General features: G+C 71.8%; 20 protein-coding genes and 1 tRNA gene. 16 read left to right on the forward strand and 5 right to left on the reverse strand.

Annotated elements, in window-relative coordinates; genetic code table 11:
• Positions 1 to 24: 24 nt before the first annotated feature.
• The gene (locus C1N81_RS27005) at positions 25 to 1,194 is read right to left on the reverse strand and encodes a sensor histidine kinase (RefSeq protein WP_394433339.1); all 1,170 of its coding nucleotides are present in this window, start codon (positions 1,192 to 1,194) and stop codon (positions 25 to 27) included.
• A 244-nt stretch (positions 1,195 to 1,438) separates the two neighbouring features.
• On the opposite strand from C1N81_RS27005, the gene C1N81_RS27010 reads away from it, so the two are divergent.
• The 14 genes from C1N81_RS27010 (at position 1,439) to C1N81_RS27075 (ending at position 14,104) form a co-directional block, all read left to right on the forward strand.
• Positions 1,439 to 1,864, forward strand: coding sequence for an NADH-quinone oxidoreductase subunit A (locus C1N81_RS27010; RefSeq protein WP_394438261.1), 426 nt, complete (start codon positions 1,439 to 1,441; stop codon positions 1,862 to 1,864).
• Positions 1,855 to 2,511 carry an NADH-quinone oxidoreductase subunit B gene (locus C1N81_RS27015; protein ID WP_394433341.1) on the forward strand — a complete coding sequence of 219 codons (657 nt, stop codon included), beginning with the start codon at positions 1,855 to 1,857 and terminating at the stop codon, positions 2,509 to 2,511. The genes C1N81_RS27010 and C1N81_RS27015 overlap by 10 nt, the downstream gene beginning before the upstream one ends.
• Entirely contained in the window at positions 2,508 to 3,851 is a 1,344-nt protein-coding gene (locus C1N81_RS27020) for an NADH-quinone oxidoreductase subunit C (RefSeq protein WP_394433343.1), read from the forward strand. The genes C1N81_RS27015 and C1N81_RS27020 overlap by 4 nt, the downstream gene beginning before the upstream one ends.
• Positions 3,848 to 4,816 carry a complex I subunit 1/NuoH family protein gene (locus C1N81_RS27025; RefSeq protein WP_394433345.1) on the forward strand — a complete coding sequence of 323 codons (969 nt, stop codon included), beginning with the start codon at positions 3,848 to 3,850 and terminating at the stop codon, positions 4,814 to 4,816. Before C1N81_RS27020 ends, C1N81_RS27025 begins: the two co-directional genes overlap by 4 nt.
• Positions 4,816 to 5,421: a NuoI/complex I 23 kDa subunit family protein gene (locus tag C1N81_RS27030; protein ID WP_394433347.1), complete on the forward strand. Its 606-nt coding sequence runs from the start codon at positions 4,816 to 4,818 to the stop codon at positions 5,419 to 5,421. Before C1N81_RS27025 ends, C1N81_RS27030 begins: the two co-directional genes overlap by 1 nt.
• Entirely contained in the window at positions 5,418 to 6,047 is a 630-nt protein-coding gene (locus C1N81_RS27035; protein ID WP_394433349.1) for an NADH-quinone oxidoreductase subunit J family protein, read from the forward strand. Before C1N81_RS27030 ends, C1N81_RS27035 begins: the two co-directional genes overlap by 4 nt.
• Positions 6,047 to 6,481, forward strand: a complete 435-nt coding sequence (nuoK, locus tag C1N81_RS27040) for an NADH-quinone oxidoreductase subunit NuoK (RefSeq protein ID WP_394433350.1) — start codon at positions 6,047 to 6,049, stop codon at positions 6,479 to 6,481. Before C1N81_RS27035 ends, nuoK begins: the two co-directional genes overlap by 1 nt.
• Positions 6,478 to 8,496: an NADH-quinone oxidoreductase subunit 5 family protein gene (locus tag C1N81_RS27045; RefSeq protein WP_394433352.1), complete on the forward strand. Its 2,019-nt coding sequence runs from the start codon at positions 6,478 to 6,480 to the stop codon at positions 8,494 to 8,496. Before nuoK ends, C1N81_RS27045 begins: the two co-directional genes overlap by 4 nt.
• A 6-nt stretch (positions 8,497 to 8,502) precedes the next feature.
• Positions 8,503 to 10,125 carry an NADH-quinone oxidoreductase subunit M gene (locus tag C1N81_RS27050; RefSeq protein ID WP_394433354.1) on the forward strand — a complete coding sequence of 541 codons (1,623 nt, stop codon included), beginning with the start codon at positions 8,503 to 8,505 and terminating at the stop codon, positions 10,123 to 10,125.
• Between the two features lie 17 nt (positions 10,126 to 10,142).
• Positions 10,143 to 11,654 carry an NADH-quinone oxidoreductase subunit N gene (locus tag C1N81_RS27055; protein WP_394438263.1) on the forward strand — a complete coding sequence of 504 codons (1,512 nt, stop codon included), beginning with the start codon at positions 10,143 to 10,145 and terminating at the stop codon, positions 11,652 to 11,654.
• 167 nt (positions 11,655 to 11,821) lie between these two features.
• Positions 11,822 to 12,280 carry an MscL family protein gene (locus tag C1N81_RS27060; protein ID WP_394433356.1) on the forward strand — a complete coding sequence of 153 codons (459 nt, stop codon included), beginning with the start codon at positions 11,822 to 11,824 and terminating at the stop codon, positions 12,278 to 12,280.
• A 192-nt stretch (positions 12,281 to 12,472) separates the two neighbouring features.
• Positions 12,473 to 13,336, forward strand: a complete 864-nt coding sequence (gene htpX, locus C1N81_RS27065) for a zinc metalloprotease HtpX (protein ID WP_394433358.1) — start codon at positions 12,473 to 12,475, stop codon at positions 13,334 to 13,336.
• Positions 13,333 to 13,725, forward strand: a complete 393-nt coding sequence (locus C1N81_RS27070) for a YccF domain-containing protein (protein ID WP_394433360.1) — start codon at positions 13,333 to 13,335, stop codon at positions 13,723 to 13,725. Before htpX ends, C1N81_RS27070 begins: the two co-directional genes overlap by 4 nt.
• A gap of 106 nt (positions 13,726 to 13,831) precedes the next feature.
• The gene (locus tag C1N81_RS27075) at positions 13,832 to 14,104 is read left to right on the forward strand and encodes a GlsB/YeaQ/YmgE family stress response membrane protein (protein WP_394433362.1); all 273 of its coding nucleotides are present in this window, start codon (positions 13,832 to 13,834) and stop codon (positions 14,102 to 14,104) included.
• An 88-nt stretch (positions 14,105 to 14,192) separates the two neighbouring features.
• Here C1N81_RS27075 and C1N81_RS27080 read toward each other — a convergent pair whose 3' ends face one another.
• Positions 14,193 to 14,681 (reverse strand): YajQ family cyclic di-GMP-binding protein, encoded by a 489-nt coding sequence (locus C1N81_RS27080; protein ID WP_394433363.1) that lies wholly within the window; start codon positions 14,679 to 14,681, stop codon positions 14,193 to 14,195.
• Positions 14,682 to 14,906: 225 nt separating this feature from the next.
• On the opposite strand from C1N81_RS27080, the gene C1N81_RS27085 reads away from it, so the two are divergent.
• Positions 14,907 to 14,988 (forward strand) — tRNA-Tyr (locus tag C1N81_RS27085).
• 62 nt (positions 14,989 to 15,050) lie between these two features.
• Here the strand turns inward: C1N81_RS27085 and C1N81_RS27090 are convergent.
• Complete coding sequence (locus C1N81_RS27090) at positions 15,051 to 15,815, reverse strand: nucleotidyltransferase domain-containing protein (protein ID WP_394433365.1); 765 nt, start codon at positions 15,813 to 15,815, stop codon at positions 15,051 to 15,053.
• A gap of 209 nt (positions 15,816 to 16,024) precedes the next feature.
• Here C1N81_RS27090 and C1N81_RS27095 point away from each other — a divergent pair, with 209 nt between their 5' ends.
• Positions 16,025 to 16,243, forward strand: coding sequence for a hypothetical protein (locus C1N81_RS27095; protein ID WP_394438265.1), 219 nt, complete (start codon positions 16,025 to 16,027; stop codon positions 16,241 to 16,243).
• 27 nt (positions 16,244 to 16,270) lie between these two features.
• On the opposite strand, the gene C1N81_RS27100 is transcribed toward C1N81_RS27095, so the two are convergent.
• The gene (locus tag C1N81_RS27100) at positions 16,271 to 16,927 is read right to left on the reverse strand and encodes an SDR family oxidoreductase (RefSeq protein ID WP_394433367.1); all 657 of its coding nucleotides are present in this window, start codon (positions 16,925 to 16,927) and stop codon (positions 16,271 to 16,273) included.
• A gap of 337 nt (positions 16,928 to 17,264) precedes the next feature.
• The gene (locus tag C1N81_RS27105) at positions 17,265 to 18,527 is read right to left on the reverse strand and encodes an amidohydrolase family protein (protein ID WP_394433369.1); all 1,263 of its coding nucleotides are present in this window, start codon (positions 18,525 to 18,527) and stop codon (positions 17,265 to 17,267) included.
• Between the last annotated feature and the right edge of the window lie 58 nt (positions 18,528 to 18,585).

The raw sequence follows: 18,585 nt of genomic DNA on the forward strand, positions 1-18,585 counted from the left end.
TACCCCCGGCCTCCGCTCCACCCGCTACGACCGGTCCCGCCAGGGCAGTTCGGCGGTGACCGTCGTTCCGCCGCCCTCGGGGGAGTCCACGACGAACAGCCCGTCGACCGCGCCCAGCCGCTCCGCGAGCCCCGCCATACCGGTGCCCTTGTCGACGCTGGCGCCGCCCTGCCCGTCGTCCCTCACCTGGATGAGCAGCCGCTCCTCAGCCCGCCACACCTCGACGGACGCCGTCCGCGCGCGGCTGTGCTTGCTGACGTTCTGCAGCAGCTCCGAGACGGTGAAGTAGGCGATGCCCTCGATCGCGGCGGCGGGCCGCGCCGGCAGATCGGCCGTCACCTTCACGGGGACCGTGCAGCGCGACGCCACCGAGGACAGGGCCGCGTCCAGACCCCGGTCGGTGAGGACCGCCGGATGGATGCCGCGCGCCAGATCCCGCAGCTCCTGCAGCGCGAGCTTCACCTCGCCGTGCGCCTCGTCGACCATGTCCGCCGCCGCGTCCGGGTCCTCCAGGAGCTTCTCCTTGGCGAGACCGAGCCCCATGGCCAGGTTGACGAGGCGGGCCTGCGCGCCGTCGTGCAGATCACGCTCGATCCGCCGCAGATCGGCCGCCGCCGTGTCCACCACGACGCCCCGGTCCGACTCCAGCTCGGCGATCCGCCGCTCCAGCTCGTCGGAGGGGGAGAGCAGGCCGCGCACCATCGCCCGGTCCGCGTTGGTCAGACCGCGCACGAGGAAGGGGAGCACCGGCCACAGCACGAACAGGCCGACGAGCGTCACCGTGAACGTCAAAATGCCCCAGGGCAGCCGCATCACCTCGTACAGCACCGCGCGCCAGCCCACCGAGTCCTTCAGCGCCGTCCACAGCCAGCCGAAGAACCCCTCGCCCTTCCGGCGCGGCAACGGGCTCGGCTCCTCGATCCGCACCCCGAGCAGCTTCCGCGCCCGCGCCCGCTCCGCCCTGCCCAGCATCCGCGCCCCGGAGAGCCCCGCCGCGATCAGCGGGAGCCCGATCACCGTCACGGTCAGCCCCGCGCCGACCGAGAGCAGCGTGACCGCGTACACGAAACCGAACACGGCCAGGGGAAAACTGGACAGGAGGAACGAGATCTCCTTCCAGGTGTGCTTGTCGTAGGCGAAGCGCGGCGGTGGCGGCACCGGCCGGTCGTCCGAGAAGTCGAGTGGGTCGGTCATAAGCCAAAGACTGCCTTGCGCGCGGGCCGCTCCGCCATGAGGTGGACCGCCGGGGACGGACGGGGGATAACCCCACCCCAGAGGCGGCCGGACAACGGGCCCGACGCCCCTTCCGGCCGCCGCGCTCCGTACGGGCTGCTTACCCGCCCTTTAACAGGCCCTAGACTCCCGTCCGTACATCGTCGAACACGAACACATCAACACGCGAGGGGCGAGAGAGGTGCCGACAGACGTGGCGACGGACGTGACGGACGGGACGGCCGTGACCGTCGGCGCGGCCGACGACCTCCACGCGTACGCGGCCGGCTATTTCCACACGTATGCGGTGGTCGGGCTGCTCGCCGTCGTCGGCGTGCTCTTCGTCGCGGTCGCCTTCGGCGCGGGACGGCTGCTGCGCCCGGTGGTGCCGACCCCCGAGAAACTCCTGACGTACGAGTGCGGCGTCGACCCCGTCGGCGAGGGCTGGGCCCACACCCAGGTCCGCTACTACGTCTACGCCTTCCTCTACGTGATCTTCGCCGTCGACTCGATCTTCCTCTTCCCCTGGGCGACGGTCTTCGCCGCGCCCGGCTACGGCGCGACGACGCTCGTGGAGATGTTCATCTTCCTCGGCTTCCTCGCCGTGGGCCTGCTGTACGCATACAAGAAGGGCGTCCTCGCATGGACGTGAGCCCCGTTAGCCCCGTGAGCCCGGTGAGCCCCGTGTCACCCGAACCCGCGCCCGTTCTTCTCCCGGAGCCGAAGCGCCTCGGCGTGCTCTCCCGCCTGGCGCCCGAACCGATGAAGGTGGTCCTCAACTGGGGCCGCCGCTACTCCCTCTGGGTCTTCAACTTCGGCCTCGCCTGCTGCGCCATCGAGTTCATCGCCGCGTCCATGGCGCGCCACGACTTCATCCGCCTCGGCGTCATCCCGTTCGCGCCCGGCCCGCGCCAGGCCGACCTGATGGTCGTCTCCGGCACGGTCACCGACAAGATGGCCCCCGCCGTGAAGCGCCTGTACGAGCAGATGCCCGAGCCGAAGTACGTCATCTCCTTCGGCGCCTGCTCCAACTGCGGCGGCCCGTACTGGGACTCGTACTCGGTGACCAAGGGCGTCGACCAGATCATCCCCGTCGACGTGTACGTGCCCGGCTGCCCGCCACGGCCCGAGGCGCTGCTCCAGGGCATCCTCAAGCTCCAGGAGAAGATCGCGCGCGAGTCGCTCGGCGAGCGCTACGGGTCCGCGTCCGCGGACGCGGCCGCCGGGCGCCCTTCGGCGGCGGCGCTGAGCAGCGGGCTGGTGCGGCCGCCCGCGGAGCCCCCGGCGGGTGAGCGATGAGCTGGCTGCCGGACCCCGTCGAGGAGCTGTTCGGCGACGGGGCGACGGTCGAGGAGGCGTACGACCTGCTCACGGTCGACGTCCCCGCCGCCTCCTGGACCACCGCCCTCGACACCGCCCGTACGCGCCTGGGCTGCACCTACTTCGACTGGCTGAGCGCCGTCGACGAACCCGGGACCGGCTTCCGCGTGTGCGCGCACGTCGCCGCCGTCGCCCCCGGTTCCGTACGCCGCCTCCTGCTGCGCACGACCGTCCCGCACTCCGCGCCGGTGCTCGCCTCCGCGATCGACGTGTACGCGGGCGCGGCCTGGCACGAGCGCGAGACCCACGAAATGTTCGGGGTCACCTTCGAGGGCCACCCGCACCTGGTCCCGCTGCTCCTCCCCGACGGCTTCGAAGGCCACCCCCTGCGCAAGGACTTCGTGCTCGCGGCACGGGTCGCGAAGGCGTGGCCGGGGGCGAAGGAGCCCGGCGAGTCCTCGGCTGGAGCGGGTGCCGGGCATACCGCGCCGAAGCGGCGCCAGATGCTGCCACCCGGCGTCCCCGACCCGAACGAGTGGGGGCCCCTGAAGGGTCAACTCCCTCCTGCGCCGACGCGACCCGCGCGAGGCGCTGCGCGGGCGGGCACGGCTTCTGCTCCGGAGGGGGCGGGTGCGGCTCGGCCGGTGCGGCGTGCGCGGAGCGCGTCGGAGGGCTCGGCCAGTCAGGCGACGGGTGCGGGTACGGGTGCGGGTACGGGTGGGGCTTCTGCTCCGGAGGGGGCGGGTGCGGCTCGGCCCGCGCGGCGTTCGCGCAGTGCGTCGGAGGGCTCGGCCAGTCAGGCGACGGGTACGGGTGCGGGTGCGGGTACGGGTACGGGTGCGGCTTCTCCGGCCGAGCCGGGCCCGGCTCGGCCCGCGCGGCGTGCGCGGAGCGTGTCGGAAGGCTCGGCGAGCCAGCGACCGGCCGCCCCGGAGAAGCAGCCGGAGCCCGAGGCCCCGGCCAAGCCACGCCCGTCCGACGCCCCCTGGCACCACGCCAAACCGGCGTTCGACGAGCCCCCGCAACCGCCGCGAGCGCCGAGCGCCGGGCCGGAGACCGGGCCGGATGCGGTGGAGCCGGATGCGGCTGCGCCGGACGCGCCTGGGCCGGATGCGGCCGAGCCGGACGCGACAACGCCTGTGCCGGATGCGGCCGAGCCGGACGCGACAACGCCTGTGCCGGATGCGGCTGAGCCGGACGCGCCTGCGCCGGACGCGCCTGCGCCGGACGCGACAACGTCTGCGCCGGACCCGACCACCCCGGAACGGGACACCCCGGCCCCGACCAAGCCCGACCCCACCCCCGGAGGGACGCCGTGAATGACGTGCTCGACGTCGCGCTGCGCCTCGTCGTCGTCTTCGTCGCCTTCCTGGTGCTCCCGTTGATCGTCGGCCAGACCGAGCACAAGGTGATGGCCCACATGCAGGGCCGACTCGGCCCCATGTACGCGGGCGGCTTCCACGGCTGGGCCCAACTGGTCGCCGACGGGGTCAAGTTCGCGCAGAAGGAGGACGTGGTCCCGGCCGACGCGGACCGCCGCGTCTTCCAGCTCGCCCCGGCCGTGGCCCTGCTGCCGTACCTCCTCGTCCTGCTCGCGATCCCGGTGGGCCCGGGCGAGGGCGCGGTCGGCCAGGTCATCGACGCGGGCATCTTCTTCGTGCTCGCGGTGATGGGCGTCGGCGTACTCGGCTCGCTGATGGCGGGCTGGGCGAGCGCCAACAAGTTCTCCCTGCTCGGCGGCTTGCGCACGGCCGCGCAACTGCTCGCCTACGAACTCCCCATGCTGCTCGCGGCCGCGTCGGTGGCGATGGCGGCGGGCACGGTCTCGCTGCCCGGCATCCTCGACGCCTTCGCGTGGTGGTGGCTGCCCTGGCAGATCGTGGGCGCCCTGGTCTTCTTCGTGGCGGGCCTCGCCGAGCTGCAACGCCCGCCGTTCGACATGCCCGTCGCCGACTCCGAGATCATCTTCGGCGCGTACACGGAGTACACGGGCCTGCGTTTCGCGCTCTTCCTCCTCGCCGAGTACGCGGGCATCGTCGTCCTGTGCGGTCTGACCACCGTCCTCTTCCTCGGCGGCTGGCACGGCCCGTTCGGCGCCGACGGCCTCGGCTGGGTCTGGACCCTGCTCAAGACCGCGGTCCTGGCCTTCGTCGTCATCTGGCTGCGCGTGTCCTACCCGCGCCTGCGCGAGGACCAGCTGCAGAAACTCGCCTGGACCACGCTCATCCCCCTCGCCCTCGCGCAGATCGCGCTCACCGGAATCGTGAAGGTGGCGATCAACTAGTGCCTCCGATCCCCGGGTCCGGCCTGGCCAAGGGCCTCGCCGTCACCCTCCGCACGATGACGCGGAAGACCGTCACCGAGCAGTACCCCGACGCCCAGCCCGAGCTGCCGCCCCGCACGCGCGGCGTGATCGGTCTGTTCGAGGAGAACTGCACGGTCTGCATGCTCTGCGCCCGCGAGTGCCCCGACTGGTGCATCTACATCGACTCCCACAAGGAGACGGTGCCGGCCGCCGTCGAGGGCGGCCGCGAGCGCAGCCGCAACGTCCTCGACCGCTTCGCCATCGACTTCTCCCTCTGCATGTACTGCGGTATCTGCATCGAGGTCTGCCCCTTCGACGCGCTCTTCTGGTCCCCGGAGTTCGAGTACGCCGAGACCGACATCCGCGACCTCACCCACGAGCGCGACAAGCTCCGCGAGTGGATGTGGACCGTCCCGTCCCCGCCCGCCCTGGACCCGTCGGCCGAGGAACCGAAGGAACTGGCGGCCGCCCGCAAAACGGCGGACAAGCTGGCGGCGGCGCAGGCGACCGAGTCGGCGCAGGCAGCGGAAGCAGCTCCGGCGGCGCCCCGAGACAACCCGAACCCCGGAGGGGAGACCGCATGAGCCCCGCCGCGACCCCGTTCCGGGCGGCCGTCACCCTGGCAGCCGAGCAGCACGGATTCCTCTCTCCGACCGGGGTCGAGATCGCCTTCCTCCTCGTCGGCCTGGTCACCTTCGGCGCCGCGCTCGTCACGGTCACCACGAAGCAGCTGGTGCACGCCGCCCTGTGGCTGGTCGTCGCGCTCGGCGGCCTCGCCGTCGAGTACCTCCTGCTCACCGCCGAGTTCATCGCCTGGGTGCAGGTGCTGATCTATGTCGGTTCCGTCGTCGTCCTCCTCCTCTTCGGTCTGATGCTGACCCGCGCCCCGATCGGCCGGTCACCGGACGCGGACAGCCCCAACCGGTGGGCCGCCCTGGCCGTCGCGGTCGCCGCAGCGGCCGCCCTGGTCTGGGTCGTCGTCGACGCCTTCCGCACCACCTGGATCGACCTGGACGGCGCCGCCCAGGGGAGTACGGCCGTGACCGGCTCCGTCCTGTTCCGGCACTGGGTCCTGCCCTTCGAAGCGCTCTCGGTCCTCCTCCTCGCCGCCCTGGTCGGCGCGATCGTCCTGTCCCGCAAGAAGAACGCGGCCGAATCCGGCACCGGCCCGCGCGCCACCGCCGCCACCCGCCGGGAGGGCAACCGCTGATGCACCTCGCCTATCCCGCCGTCCTCGCCGCCCTCCTCTTCTGCACGGGCCTGTACGGAGTCCTGGCCCGCCGCAACGCGATCCTCGTCCTGATGTCCGTCGAGCTGATGCTCAACGCCGTCAACCTCAATCTCGTCGCCTTCGACGTCTGGCTGCGCGACGCCCTGCACTCCGGTCAGGCCCTGACCCTGTTCACCATCGCCATCGCCGCCGCCGAGATCGGCATCGGCCTGGCGATCGTCCTGGCCGTCCACCGCAACCGCGGCACCGCCGACATCGACAAGCTCCGCGACTCCGCCGAGCCCCACGACCCGGACGACGACCCGGACGACGACCTGTCCGGCCCGGCCGGCCCGCACGACCCGGCCGGTGCCGCCGCGGCCGCACCTGGCGCCCCCGCCGGTCCGGACAAGAAGGCCGAGGCCACCGCGTGACCACCACGACCCTCGCCGTCCTCGTCCCCCTCCTGCCGTTCCTCGGCGCCGCCGCGGGCCTGGGCCTCGGCCGCACCGCGCCCGGCTTCGTCCGCCCGCTGGCCGTGCTCCCGACCGTCGCCGCGCTGGTCCTCGCCGTCGCCGTCGCGGTCCAGCAGGGCGGCGGCACCGGCAACGGCACGCGGGCCCTCGACGCGCACACCCAGCTCACCCCGACCGGCTCCGTGCCGATCGAACTGGCCCTGCACATCGACGGCTTCGCCGCCCTCGTCGCCGTCCTGGTCGCCCTCGTCGCGACCTGCGTCCAGCTCTACTCGACCGGCTACCTCCGCGACGACCCGCGCTACCCGTCGTACGCCGCTCTCGTCTCCCTCTTCACCTCCGCGATGCTCCTCGTCGTCTACTCGGGCGACCTGATGGTGCTGCTCGTCGGCTGGGAAGTCATGGGCATCTGCTCCTACTTCCTCGTCGGCCACTACTGGGAGACCCCCGAGGCGCGGGCCGCCTCCCTGAAGGCCTTCCTCGTCACGAAACTCGGCGACGTCCCCTTCCTCATCGGCCTGTTCGCCCTCGCCACCGACGCGGGCTCCTTCCGCATCACGACGATCCTGGGCAAGGCCACGAGCGCGGGCGGCCTCGACCACCCCACCCTCATCGCCCTGCTCCTCCTCGCGGGCGTGGCGGGCAAGTCGGCGCAGTTCCCGCTGCACACCTGGCTGCCCGACGCGATGGCGGGCCCCACGCCCGTCTCCGCGCTGATCCACGCCGCGACGATGGTCGCCGCCGGCGTCTACTTCGTCGCCCGCCTCCTCCCGGTCTTCGCCGCCTCCCGCGCGGCCCTGATCGTGCTCGCCGTCATGGCCGCCGTGACCATGGCCGGGTCGGCTCTCGCCGCGCTCGCCCAGGACGACATCAAGCGCGTCCTCGCGTACTCGACGATCGGCCAGCTCGGCTACATGACCGGCGCCCTGGCCGTCGGCGACCGCGACGCCGCCGTCTTCCACCTCCTCACCCACGGCGCCTTCAAGGCGCTCCTCTTCCTCGCGGCCGGCGTGATCATCCACGCCGCCGGCACCAACTCCCTGGCCGCGATGGCCCGGATGGACAGGCTCCGCGACCGCGTCCCCGACGCCTTCTGGACGATGACCGTGGCGCTGCTCGCGCTCGCCGCGATCCCGCCCTTCAGCGGCTTCTTCTCCAAGGAGGCCGTCCTCGGCGCCGCCGAGCACACCGCCACCGGCCACGAACACGCCGTCCCGGTCGCCTCGGGCTGGATCGTCCTCGTCGCGGGCCTGGTCACGGCCCTGCTCACCGCCGCCTACGCGACCCGCCTGTGGCTCCTCGCCTTCAACGGCCGGGGCACACCGGCCCCGGACCACGGCAAGCAGCCGGTCACGATGAACGCCGTCCTGTGGGTCCTCGCGATCCCCTCCCTCGCGCTCGGTCTGGCCACGGGCGTCCTGCCCGACTGGTTCGACGGCCGCTCCCTCACCCCGACCCTGACCACCTCCGTCATCGGCACCGGCTTCGCGCTCGTCGGCGCTCTGGTCACCTACGGGGCCTGGCGCCACACCACCGCGATGGACGCGCGCCGCACCCCGATCGGCGCCGTCGCCGTCGACACCGAGACCGGTGACGGCGGCCTGGTCGAGGCCGAGGCGATCGCCTCGCACACGGCCGCGTACGGATCCATCGCGGGCGCCGCCGACCCGGCCGACCCGGGCCGCCTGCTGCTCGGCCGCCTGCACCGGCACGCCGCCGCAGGATTCCACCTCGACGCCCTGTACTCGACGGTGTTCGTCCGCCCGGTGGGGTCCGCCGCGACCCTGGTCCGTTTCCTGGACCGCACGGTCGTCGACACCTACGTACGGGCCGCCGCCGAGACCCCGAAGGCGCTCGGCCGGGCCGTGCGCCGCGCCCAGACCGGCAACGTCCAGACCTACCTCAGCGCACTGCTCGCAGGCACCGTCGTCCTGGTGGTCGCCGTCGTCCTCGTCGCCACCGCCGGAGCGTGAGCAGCCGTGATCGATATCAGCGAATCCGTGATGCAGTTCCTTCTCGCATGGATCGTCGTCGGGCCGCTCATCGGCGCCGTCGCCGCTCTCCTGCCCGCACCGCCCGGACTGAAGGGGAGCTCCCCGGACCAGGCCGTGCTCCGCCACGGCGTGACCGTGACCGGCGTGATCCTCATCGCCGCGATCGTCCTCGCGCTCGGCTTCGACCACGACCAGCCGTCGAAGATGCAGGCCACGACCGACATCAGCTGGATCCCCGCGCTCGACGTGCGGATCCACCTCGGTATCGACGGCATCTCTCTCCCCCTCCTGGTGCTCACGGCGCTGCTGACCTTCCTCTGCGCGCTGTACTCCTACTTCAAGCCGCCGAGCGGTCCTTCCCCCCAAGCCTTCGTCGCCCTGATCCTGCTGCTCGAATCGGGCACGCTCGCCACCTTCGCCGTCCTGGACCTCCTCCTCTTCTTCCTCGCGTTCGAGATGGTCCTCATCCCGATGTACTTCCTCATCGCCCGCTGGGGCGGAGCCGAACGGACAGCGGCGGCCTGGAAGTTCATCCTCTTCACGCTGCTCGGCTCGGTCGTGATGCTGCTCGGCCTCCTCCTTATCGGTGTTAAGTCGGGCACGTTCGACATGATGGCACTCGCCACTGACAACGGCCGGAACCTGACCACATCCGTGCAGGTCATCGCCGTTCTGGCGATCGGGATCGGGCTCGCTGTGAAGACCCCGATGTGGCCGTTGCACAGCTGGCTGCCGGACGCGCACACCGCCGCCCCGACCGTCGGCTCGGTCCTCCTCGCCGGTGTCCTGCTGAAGATGGGTACGTACGGGTTCGTCCGGATCCTGCTCCCGATCGCGCCCGACGGGATGCGGACGTTCGCCCCGTACCTCGCCGCGTTCGCCGTCGTCGGGATCATCTACGGATCGCTGGCCTGCCTGAACCTCGTCAAGCAGGGCGCGAAGGGCGACCTCAAGCGCCTCATCGCGTACTCCTCCGTCGGTCACATGGGCTTCGTCCTGCTCGGCATCGCGACGATGAGCCCGACCGGCGTCAACGGCGCGCTGTTCGCCAACTTCGCCCACGGCCTCATCACCGGCCTCCTCTTCTTCCTCGTCGGCGCGCTCAAGGACCGGGCCGGCACCAGCGACCTCGACGCCCTCGCCGAGCGGAGCGGCATGGCCCTCTACGGGAAGGCCCCGCGCCTCGGCGGCCTCCTCGCGTTCGCCGCCGTCGCCTCGCTCGGACTGCCCGGACTCGCCGGATTCTGGGGCGAGATGCTCGCCCTGTTCGGCGCGTTCAAGCCCGCGGAAGGGCTCAGCCGCCCGGCGTTCCTCGTGTTCATGTCGATCGCCGCGCTCGGCACCCTGCTCACGGCCGCGTACATGCTTCTCGTGGTCCGCCGCGTCTGCATGGGCCCGCGCGACCACGAGGCACCCGCACACGCCGACGCGCGGGGCGACGACCTCCCCGGCGTACGGGTCAACGACTTCTCCGACGTGCAGGGCTACGAGTTCGCCGCCTGGACGCCGCTCGCCGCCCTCACCGTCCTCGCCGGTCTGTGGCCCGCCGCCCTGCTCGGCCTCACCGACCCGGCCGTGCAGAAGCTCCTCGCAGGAGGCCTCCAGTGATCGCCGCCGCGCCCTCCGTGGCCTCCCTCGTCCAGTCCGTCGACTGGGTCGCGATCGCCCCGCCGACGATCGCGGCGGTCGTCGCCCTCGTCGCCCTGGTCGCCGACCTGTTCCTGGACGAGCGCCGCAAGCCGGTCCTCGGCTGGATCTCCGTGGCCGGTCTGGCCGCCGCGGGACTCGCCCTGCTGCCACTGATCGGCGACGAGCGCTCCACGTTCTGCCTGACCGGCGCGCGCGAGGCGTGCAGCTACACGGCGGACCGCTTCACGCTCGTCGTCCAGTTCCTCGTCCTCGCGGGCGCGCTGGTCACGGCGCTGCTCTCGATGAACACCCTCAAGGACGCGAAGAGCGCGAACAAGCCGCTTCCCGAAGGGGAGTACTGGTTCCTCCTCCTGTCCTCCGCCGCGGGCGCCGCCCTCCTGCCCGCCTCCCGCGACCTCGCCACGCTCGTCGTCGCCCTGGAGGTCGCCTCACTGCCCGCCTTCGCCCTGGTGGGCCTCAAGCGCGACGACCGGCGCTCCTCCGACGCGGCCCTGAAGTTCTTCCTGTCGTCGGTCACCGCCACCGCCGTCACCCTCCTCGGCGTCAGCTTCGTCTACGCGGCCACGGGCACCCTGCACCTCACCGAGGTCGCCACGGAACTCACGCGCGTGGACGGCCAGTTCCACACCCTCGCCCAGGCCGGCGTCGCCCTCACCCTGGTGGGCTTCGCCTTCAAGACGGCCGCCGTGCCCTTCCACTTCTGGGTGCCGGACACCTACGTGGGCGCGCCCCTGCCGATCGCCGCCTACCTGTCGGTCATCGGCAAGGCGGTGGGCTTCACCGGCCTCATCCTCGTCACGGTCGTCGCCTTCCCCTCGTACGCCGATGTGTGGGGCCCGGCGCTCGCCGCCCTCGCGGCCCTGACGATGACCGTCGGCAATGTGGCCGCACTGCGTCAGCAGGCCACGCGCGCGTACAGCGCCGTCCGCCTCCTCGCCTGGTCCTCCGTCGGCCAGGCCGGCTACCTGCTGGTGCCGATCGCCGCGGCCGCGTACTCGGACGACCCGCAGAAGTCGATCGGCTCCACGCTCGCGTACGCCCTCATGTACGCCGCCGTGAACCTGGGCGCGTTCGCCGTGGCCGCCCTTGTCGCCCGTACAAGGCCGCTGAACCGCCTGAGCGACTACCGGGGGCTGTACGCCGCCCGCCCGCTCGCCGCGCTCACCCTGGGCTTCTTCCTGCTGTGCCTGGCCGGTCTGCCGCCGGGCGTCATCGGCCTCTTCGCGAAGGTCACGGTCTTCTCGGCCGCCGTCGACGCGGGACTCGGCTGGCTCGCCGTCGTCATGGCCGTGAACGTCGTCATCGCGCTCTATTACTACCTGCAGTGGACCGCGGCCCTGTTCCGCGCCCCCGAGGGCGAGCCCGCCGCGTACCGGGCCTCCATGCCGCTCACCGCCGCCATCGCCGCGACGGCGGTCGTCGGAGTGGCCCTCTCCGGCGCTCCACAACTGATCCTCCACTTTGTGGACAGTGGACTGTTTCTGTGACGCGGGAGACTCCTAAAGCCCCGCTTTGGTACGTTTCTGGGTCGCAGCGATTACAGACGGCCCCGAGAACGCGGAGAGCACCGCACACGCAGATGACAGCTCAACCACAGATGTCTAAGCAGCCACCGGGCACTCCCCCCACCATCATCTTTCCCAGGAGCAGCAGCGTGCTGAGCGGATTCAAGGACTTCATACTTCGTGGAAACATCGTCTCCATGGCGGTGGGTCTCGCCGTGGGATCGGCGTTCACGGCCCTTGTGACCGCTTTCACCGCCGCCTTCATCACGCCGCTCCTGGGCTGGGCGACCGGCTCCATCGGCAACTACTCGGACGCGTACTTCACTGTCGAGGGCGTGAGGTACCCGTACGGCAAGTTCATCAACGCGGGCATCGCCTTCTTCATCACCGCCGCGGTGCTGTACTTCCTGATCGTCGTGCCGATGATGAAGATCACGGCCCGCGCCGACCGCAACAAGCCCGTCGACATCAAGGCCGCCCTGCGCGACTGCCCCCGCTGCTTCAGCCAGATCCCCGGCATCGCCACCCGCTGCCCGAACTGCACCAGCGAGATCGAGCCCGACCACAAAGCGCTGGAGATCGCGGGCCTGCTGCCGCAGCAGCACTGACCCGTACGGCCTACCGGAACCTCCGCTCCGGGAGCGCGCACAAGGGAACTAGTCCCGCTCGTCTGGCGTTGACCAGTACGGGAGGGTCCACTAGGGACAGGCAACCGCAGCCACCCGCACCGAATCGCGGGGCCCAGTGGAAGCAGTGAGCAAGCAGTGGGTTCCCCTGCCGCACCATCAGGAGGGCGTACCGTGCACCGCCGGCACAACGGGTTGAAGACAGCCGTACTTCTCGGGGGCCTCTCCGCCCTCATCCTCGTCATCGGCAGCTTTTTCGGCCGCACAGGGCTCGTCATCGGCCTCGTCATCGCGATCGGGACCAATGCGTACGCGTACTGGAACAGCGACAAGCTGGCCCTGCGCGCGATGCGGGCGCGCCCGGTCAGCGAGTTCGAGGCGCCCGCGCTCTACCGCATGGTCCGCGAGCTCTCCACCCAGGCCCGCCAGCCCATGCCGCGGCTGTACATCTCGCCGACAGAGGCGCCGAACGCGTTCGCGACGGGCCGTAATCCGCGCAATGCGGCGGTGTGCTGCACCGACGGCATCCTGCGCCTCCTGGACGAGCGCGAACTGCGCGGCGTCATCGGGCACGAGCTCAGCCATGTCTACAACCGCGACATCCTGATCTCCTCGGTCGCCGGAGCGCTCGCCTCCGTGATCATGTTCCTGGTCAACTTCGCCTGGCTCATCCCGGTCGGCCGCTCGAACGACGACGACGGCCCCGGCATCTTCGGCATGCTCCTGATCATGCTCCTCGGCCCGCTCGCCGCCTCCCTCATCCAGCTCGCCATCAGCCGCTCGCGGGAGTACGAGGCGGACGCCTCGGGCGCCCAGCTGACCGGCGACCCGCTGGCCCTGGCGAGCGCCCTGCGCAAGCTCGACGCGGGCACCAAGCAGCTCCCGCTGCCGCCCGAGCCGCGCATCGAGACGGCCAGCCACATGATGATCGCCAACCCCTTCCGCCCCGGCCAGGGAATGTCGAAGATGTTCTCCACGCACCCGCCCATGGCGGAGCGCATCTCCCGCCTCGAGCAGATGGCAGGTCGCCAACAGTGAAGACAATCCTGAACGTCATCTGGCTGGTCCTGAGCGGCTTCTGGCTGTTCCTCGCCTACTTGCTCGCGGGCGTGCTGCTGTGCGTCACCATCATCGGCATCCCGTTCGGCGTGGCGTCCTTCCGGATCGGCATCTACGCCCTGTGGCCCTTCGGGTACACGACGGTCGAGCGCAGGGACGCGGGCGCGCCCTCCTGCGTGGGCAATGTGCTCTGGCTCGTCCTCGCCGGCTGGTGGCTCGCCCTCGCGCACATCTTCACCGGCATCGCCCTCTGTGTGACGATCATCGGCATCCCGTTCGGCATCGCCAACTTCAAGCTGATCCCCGTGTCCCTGATGCCGCTCGGCCGCGAGATCGTCTCCACGGACCGCCCCTTCGCGGCCCGCTGAGTACCGGGCGCGCGCAACCGTCGCGCGCCTGTTTCTCGTCCTTCTGGGCAACAGTGCGAAAGGACCACCTCGCACGACGCGGCACGACAGAGGGGCAGAACACGGCATGGGCATCATCAGCTGGATCATTCTCGGACTGCTCGCCGGTGCCATCGCCAAGATCCTGCTCCCGGGCCGCGACCCGGGCGGCATCGTCGGCACCACGCTCATCGGCGTGGCGGGCGCCTTCATCGGCGGCTGGATATCGTCCCGCTGGCTCGACCGCCCGATCACCAAGGACTTCTACGACACCGCCACCTGGGTCTCCGCGATCGGCGGCGCGCTCGTCCTGCTGATCGCCTACCGCATCTTCTTCGGCGACTCCCGCGACCGCCGCTGAGCGCGGCGCGCCGGACGACGACAACGCGAAGGGGCGGCACCCGGCCGGGTGCCGCCCCTTCGCGCCCCACGCGCGCGTGGGACGCGTTCTACCGGTAGTTCACGAACTGCAGCGCGAAGTCGAAGTCCTGGCCCTTGAGCAGCGCCTGGACGGCCTGGAGGTCGTCCCGGCTCTTGGAGCTGACCCGCAGCTCCTCGCCCTGCACCTGTGCCTTGACGCCCTTGGGACCCTCATCGCGGATGATCTTCGCCACCTTCTTGGCGTTCTCCTGCGAGATGCCCTCCTCGATGGACGCGAAGATCTTGTACTCCTTGCCGGACAGCTGCGGCTCGCCGGCGTCCAGCGCCTTCAGCGAGATGCCGCGCTTGACCAGCTTGGACTGGAAGACGTCGAGGATGGCCTTGACCCGGTCCTCGGAGTTGGCCTCCATGAGGATCTTCTCGCCGGACCAGGAGATGGAGGCGCCCACGTTCTTGAAGTCGTAGCGCTGCGAGATCTCCTTGCCGGTCTGGTTGAGGGCGTTGTCGACCTCCTGCCGCTCGACCTTCGAGACGATGTCGAAACTGGAGTCGGCCATGTCCTGTGGCTCCTTGTATCGGGGACTGATCGGATTCCGACCGGAATCCGATCGGGTTCTTGGTCGGGCGCGCACCAAGGCATTGCGCCGCGTGCAAAGCCTAGCCACCGCCCGGTGCGCCACTGTCGATCAATCGGGTGGCGAAGCACCCCTGTGCATCGGGTATTGTTTACGTCGTTGCCAGCGAGCACCGCCACCGAGCGGAGCACAAGGCAGCGAACCCAAGGCGGTGTGCCCGAGCGGCCAAAGGGAGCAGACTGTAAATCTGCCGGCTCAGCCTTCCCAGGTTCGAATCCTGGCGCCGCCACACTTGGGGGAAGCCCCCTCCGGATTCCGGAGGGGGCTTCCGCGTGTCCGGGGGCGGACTGTTCAGTGCAGCTCCACGTAGCCCTCTCGCAACGGCCCTCCGACGAGTTCCAGGACCTTCCCCGCCGCTGCCGCCAGCGGACCCGGGTCGGCCTGCTCCGCGACCGTGCGGTGGCCGGAGAGCAGGGCCGCGCCCAGGACCGGGTCCGCGGCGAGCAGGCGGCGGGGGAGCCAGCGGCCGATGCCCGTCCAGGCGCCGTGGTGGGCGGTCAGCAGATGAGCCGCCTCACGCAGGGTGGAGCCGGCGGTCGCCAACTGCTCGTACCGCTCGTTCGGCGCAGTGTCGAGCAGGTCGTCCATGAAGCAGGTCAGGACGTAGCGGCTGCGCTCCCGCTCGGCCGGCGTCAGCGGGACGGGGCCCGCCGCGAGGAGTTCCCGGGCGCGCACACGGGCCGCGGAAACGTGCCCATGCGGGTCGAACAGCGGTACGCCCTGGTCGTAGATGAACAGGATCGTGCCGCGGCGCAGACGGCGGTCCCGCTCGAAGGAGGCGGGGAGGGTGCTGACGGTGCGCAGGAACAGTTCGACCGGACGGCCCTCATGGCGCAGTACCTCGCGGCGGCTGGTCTCCTCGTCGGGCAGCAGGACCGCCAGATCCAGGTCGCTGGTCGGCCGTGCGCGGCCCCGCGCCGCCGAGCCGCCCAGCACGGCCCCCAGGGCGTGCGGGAAGCGCTCGGAGAGCAGCCGAAGGGACTGGGCGGCCAGAGCCGCGTCGGGAGCCGTCCCGGACGGTCTGACGCGCTCCGCGGGCGATGCGTGATCATCCATGCGGTACGGGTCTACCCGCGCGGCCTGGGCCCCGTCCATCCCTTGCCGTCGACGCATTGCCCTCGATCTGCCCTCCGGCCCGTGCTCCGCACAGGGATCTGACGGAGTCGCAGCAACCGCGCCTGCCCGCCCTCATGAGGCTTCGCTGTGTGCCCGCCGCGATCACGACGCAGACTTGTCCCATGTCATTCACGTCGACCGCGTCGTCAATGCCCTCAGCGTCCCGCCGTCGGGCCTGCCCCGAATGCCGGCGCGACATCGCCGTCGTCGGGGGCCGCTTCGCCCGCCACGACCCGCCGGGCGCCCGCGACGCGGGCGAGATGGTGTCCTGCCCCGGCTCGCGCCGCCGGGCTCAGCTCGGCGCGGTGCAGGACACCCTCGACGGGTACGCGGTGCCGCATGTTCCCGGACAACTCCCGCTGTTCTAGCAGTAGTCGGGGCAGCGGCTACGGGGTTCAGTTCCCGGCGACCGACTTCACGGCCACCGTCACCGGCGCCGATCCCGAGACGAGTTCGAGCGTCAGCCCCGCCGTGGCGGGCGTGTCCACGAGCTCGGCGATGACCGCGGCCACGTCGTCGCGCGGGACCGGACCGCGCCCGGTCGAGGCCTCCAGACGGACGAGCCCGGTGCCCGCGTCGTTCGTCAGGGCCCCGGGGCGCAGGATCGTCCAGTTGAGACCGGTGCGGCGGCGTACGTCGTCGTCGGCCGCGCCCTTGGCCCGCAGGTAGACGTCGAACACCTCGTCACCCTCGTGCGCGGAGTCCGCGCCCATGGACGAGACGACGATGTACCGGCGTACCCCGGCCCTCTCCGCCGCGTCCGCGAACAGGACGGCGGCGCCCCGGTCCACGGTGTCCTTGCGCGGGGCACCGCTGTCCGGGCCCGCACCCGCCGCGAAGACGGCCGCGTCCGCGCCCTGGAGATGCGCGGCGACCTCCTCCACGGACGCCGATTCCAGATCGCACAGCACCGGTTCCGCGCCGGCGGCCCGCAGGTCGTCGCCCTGCTCGGCCTTGCGGATGATGCCCGCGACCTCGTCCCCGCGCGCGGAGAGCACCCGCTCCAGCCGCAACGCGATCTGACCATGACCTCCAGCAATGACAATGCGCATGTCTCCGACCGTACGCCGGGCGACGACAGTTCACCGCGCAACCATGAGGGGAGGGCCCGGCGTGGCCCGTAATCCGGTCATGGGCGCCCGCCGCCGGGCCCGTACGACTGCGCGGCCACGCGCGCGTGCCGTGGCCCGGTGGTGACGTCTCAATCAGGCCCCGCAACACCTGGCTTGGCGCCATTCCGGCGGGGCCCCGTCCGCGCTTTCGAGCGCCTTGGCCCAACGCACCCGACTCCGGGCACGCGTGCGTGCATCCAGGTACAGCCCTGCAGGGCTGTACTCCGCCCAGACTTCGAGCACGCGCGCGTGTCCTTGAGCACAGCCCGGCGGGGCCCTACCCCGCCCCGCCCCCGTACTTCGCCGCCCGCCCCTGACGCGGCAGATCCAGCGCCACGTCCGCAGCCGAGTCGCAGTACTCGCGCACCGCACTGGTCCGCGCCACCACCCGGCCCCGGTGGATCACCATGCGGCTGTAGCCGAGGGAGAGCGCCCCCGCCAGCCGTTCGCCCCGTACCGCCAGCAGTTCGGCGGGGAAGCCCGCCTCCAGGCGTACTTCGGGCAGGCCGAGCGCCGCTCTGGCCGCGGAGCTGACCGCGTCGTACGCGTCCTCGGGGCGCAGGCCGCACCGCGAGGCCAGCAGGTACGCGGCCTCCAGCGGATCGCCCCGGCCGACGGGGTTCGACAGGTCCCGCAGGGCTCCGCTGCCCGCGGCGACGCGTACCCCGGCCGCCCGCAGCAGCCCGACGGGCGCCATGTCGCGGCCGTCGACCCCGGCGCAGCCGCCCTGCGGCAGGACCACGGCCGTCACTCCGGCGGCCGCGAGCCGGTCCACGGCGCGCCGTGCCGCCTCGGCGGGCATCCGCGCGAGCCCGCCGAGGGGGCCTACGGCGACCCCGGGGCGCAGCCCGCCCGCGGCGGCCGCGAGCCGGCCAAGGCGCGCCGAGTCCGCCCCGTCCGTGTGCAGGTCGACCGGGCAGCCGTGCTCGGCGGCGATGTCGAGGACCGCCTCCACGTAACCCGTGGGGTCGGGGTCGAGATCGGGGCAGCCGCCGACCACGGAGGCGCCCATCTTCACGGCGTCGCGCAGCATGGCGAGCCCGTCCGCCCCGGCGACCCCGGTGAGCAGCCTGGGCATCGCCACGGTCCGCAGGTCGGCGAGGCCCATCAGGGAGCGCCGCGCCTTGAGGGCGGCCTCCATGGAGCCGAGCCCTTCCATGTCGCCGATCCGCACATGGGAGCGCAGCGCGGTGGCTCCGTGGCCCAGTTGGAGCAGAGCGGCCTCGGTGGCGCGGCGCTGGACGTCCTCGGCCTCGTAGGAGACCGGGCCCTCCGCCTCGGCGGACAGGGCCGTGTCGCCGTGCGCGTGGGGCTCGGCGGGGGCGGGCAGCAGGAGGTAGCCGGAGAGGTCCACGCGCGCGGTGCGGGCGGTGGTGAGGCTGCCGGCCGTGCCGACCGCCTCGATCCGGCCGCCGCCGAGCCGTACGTCCACGGTCCTGCCGTCGGTGAGCCGGGCACCGCTCAGCAACAGACCGGAGCCGTCGGTCGCGTCGTCCCGGGCGCCGGGGGAGGGGGGCTGCTGAGGCGGGCTGTCGGGCATCGCGCTCCAGAGGGCTCGTCGGGGGCTCGGCCCGCGGCAAGATCACGCAGGCTGGTCC

The sequence above is a fragment of the Streptomyces sp. SGAir0957 genome, assembly GCF_043523415.1.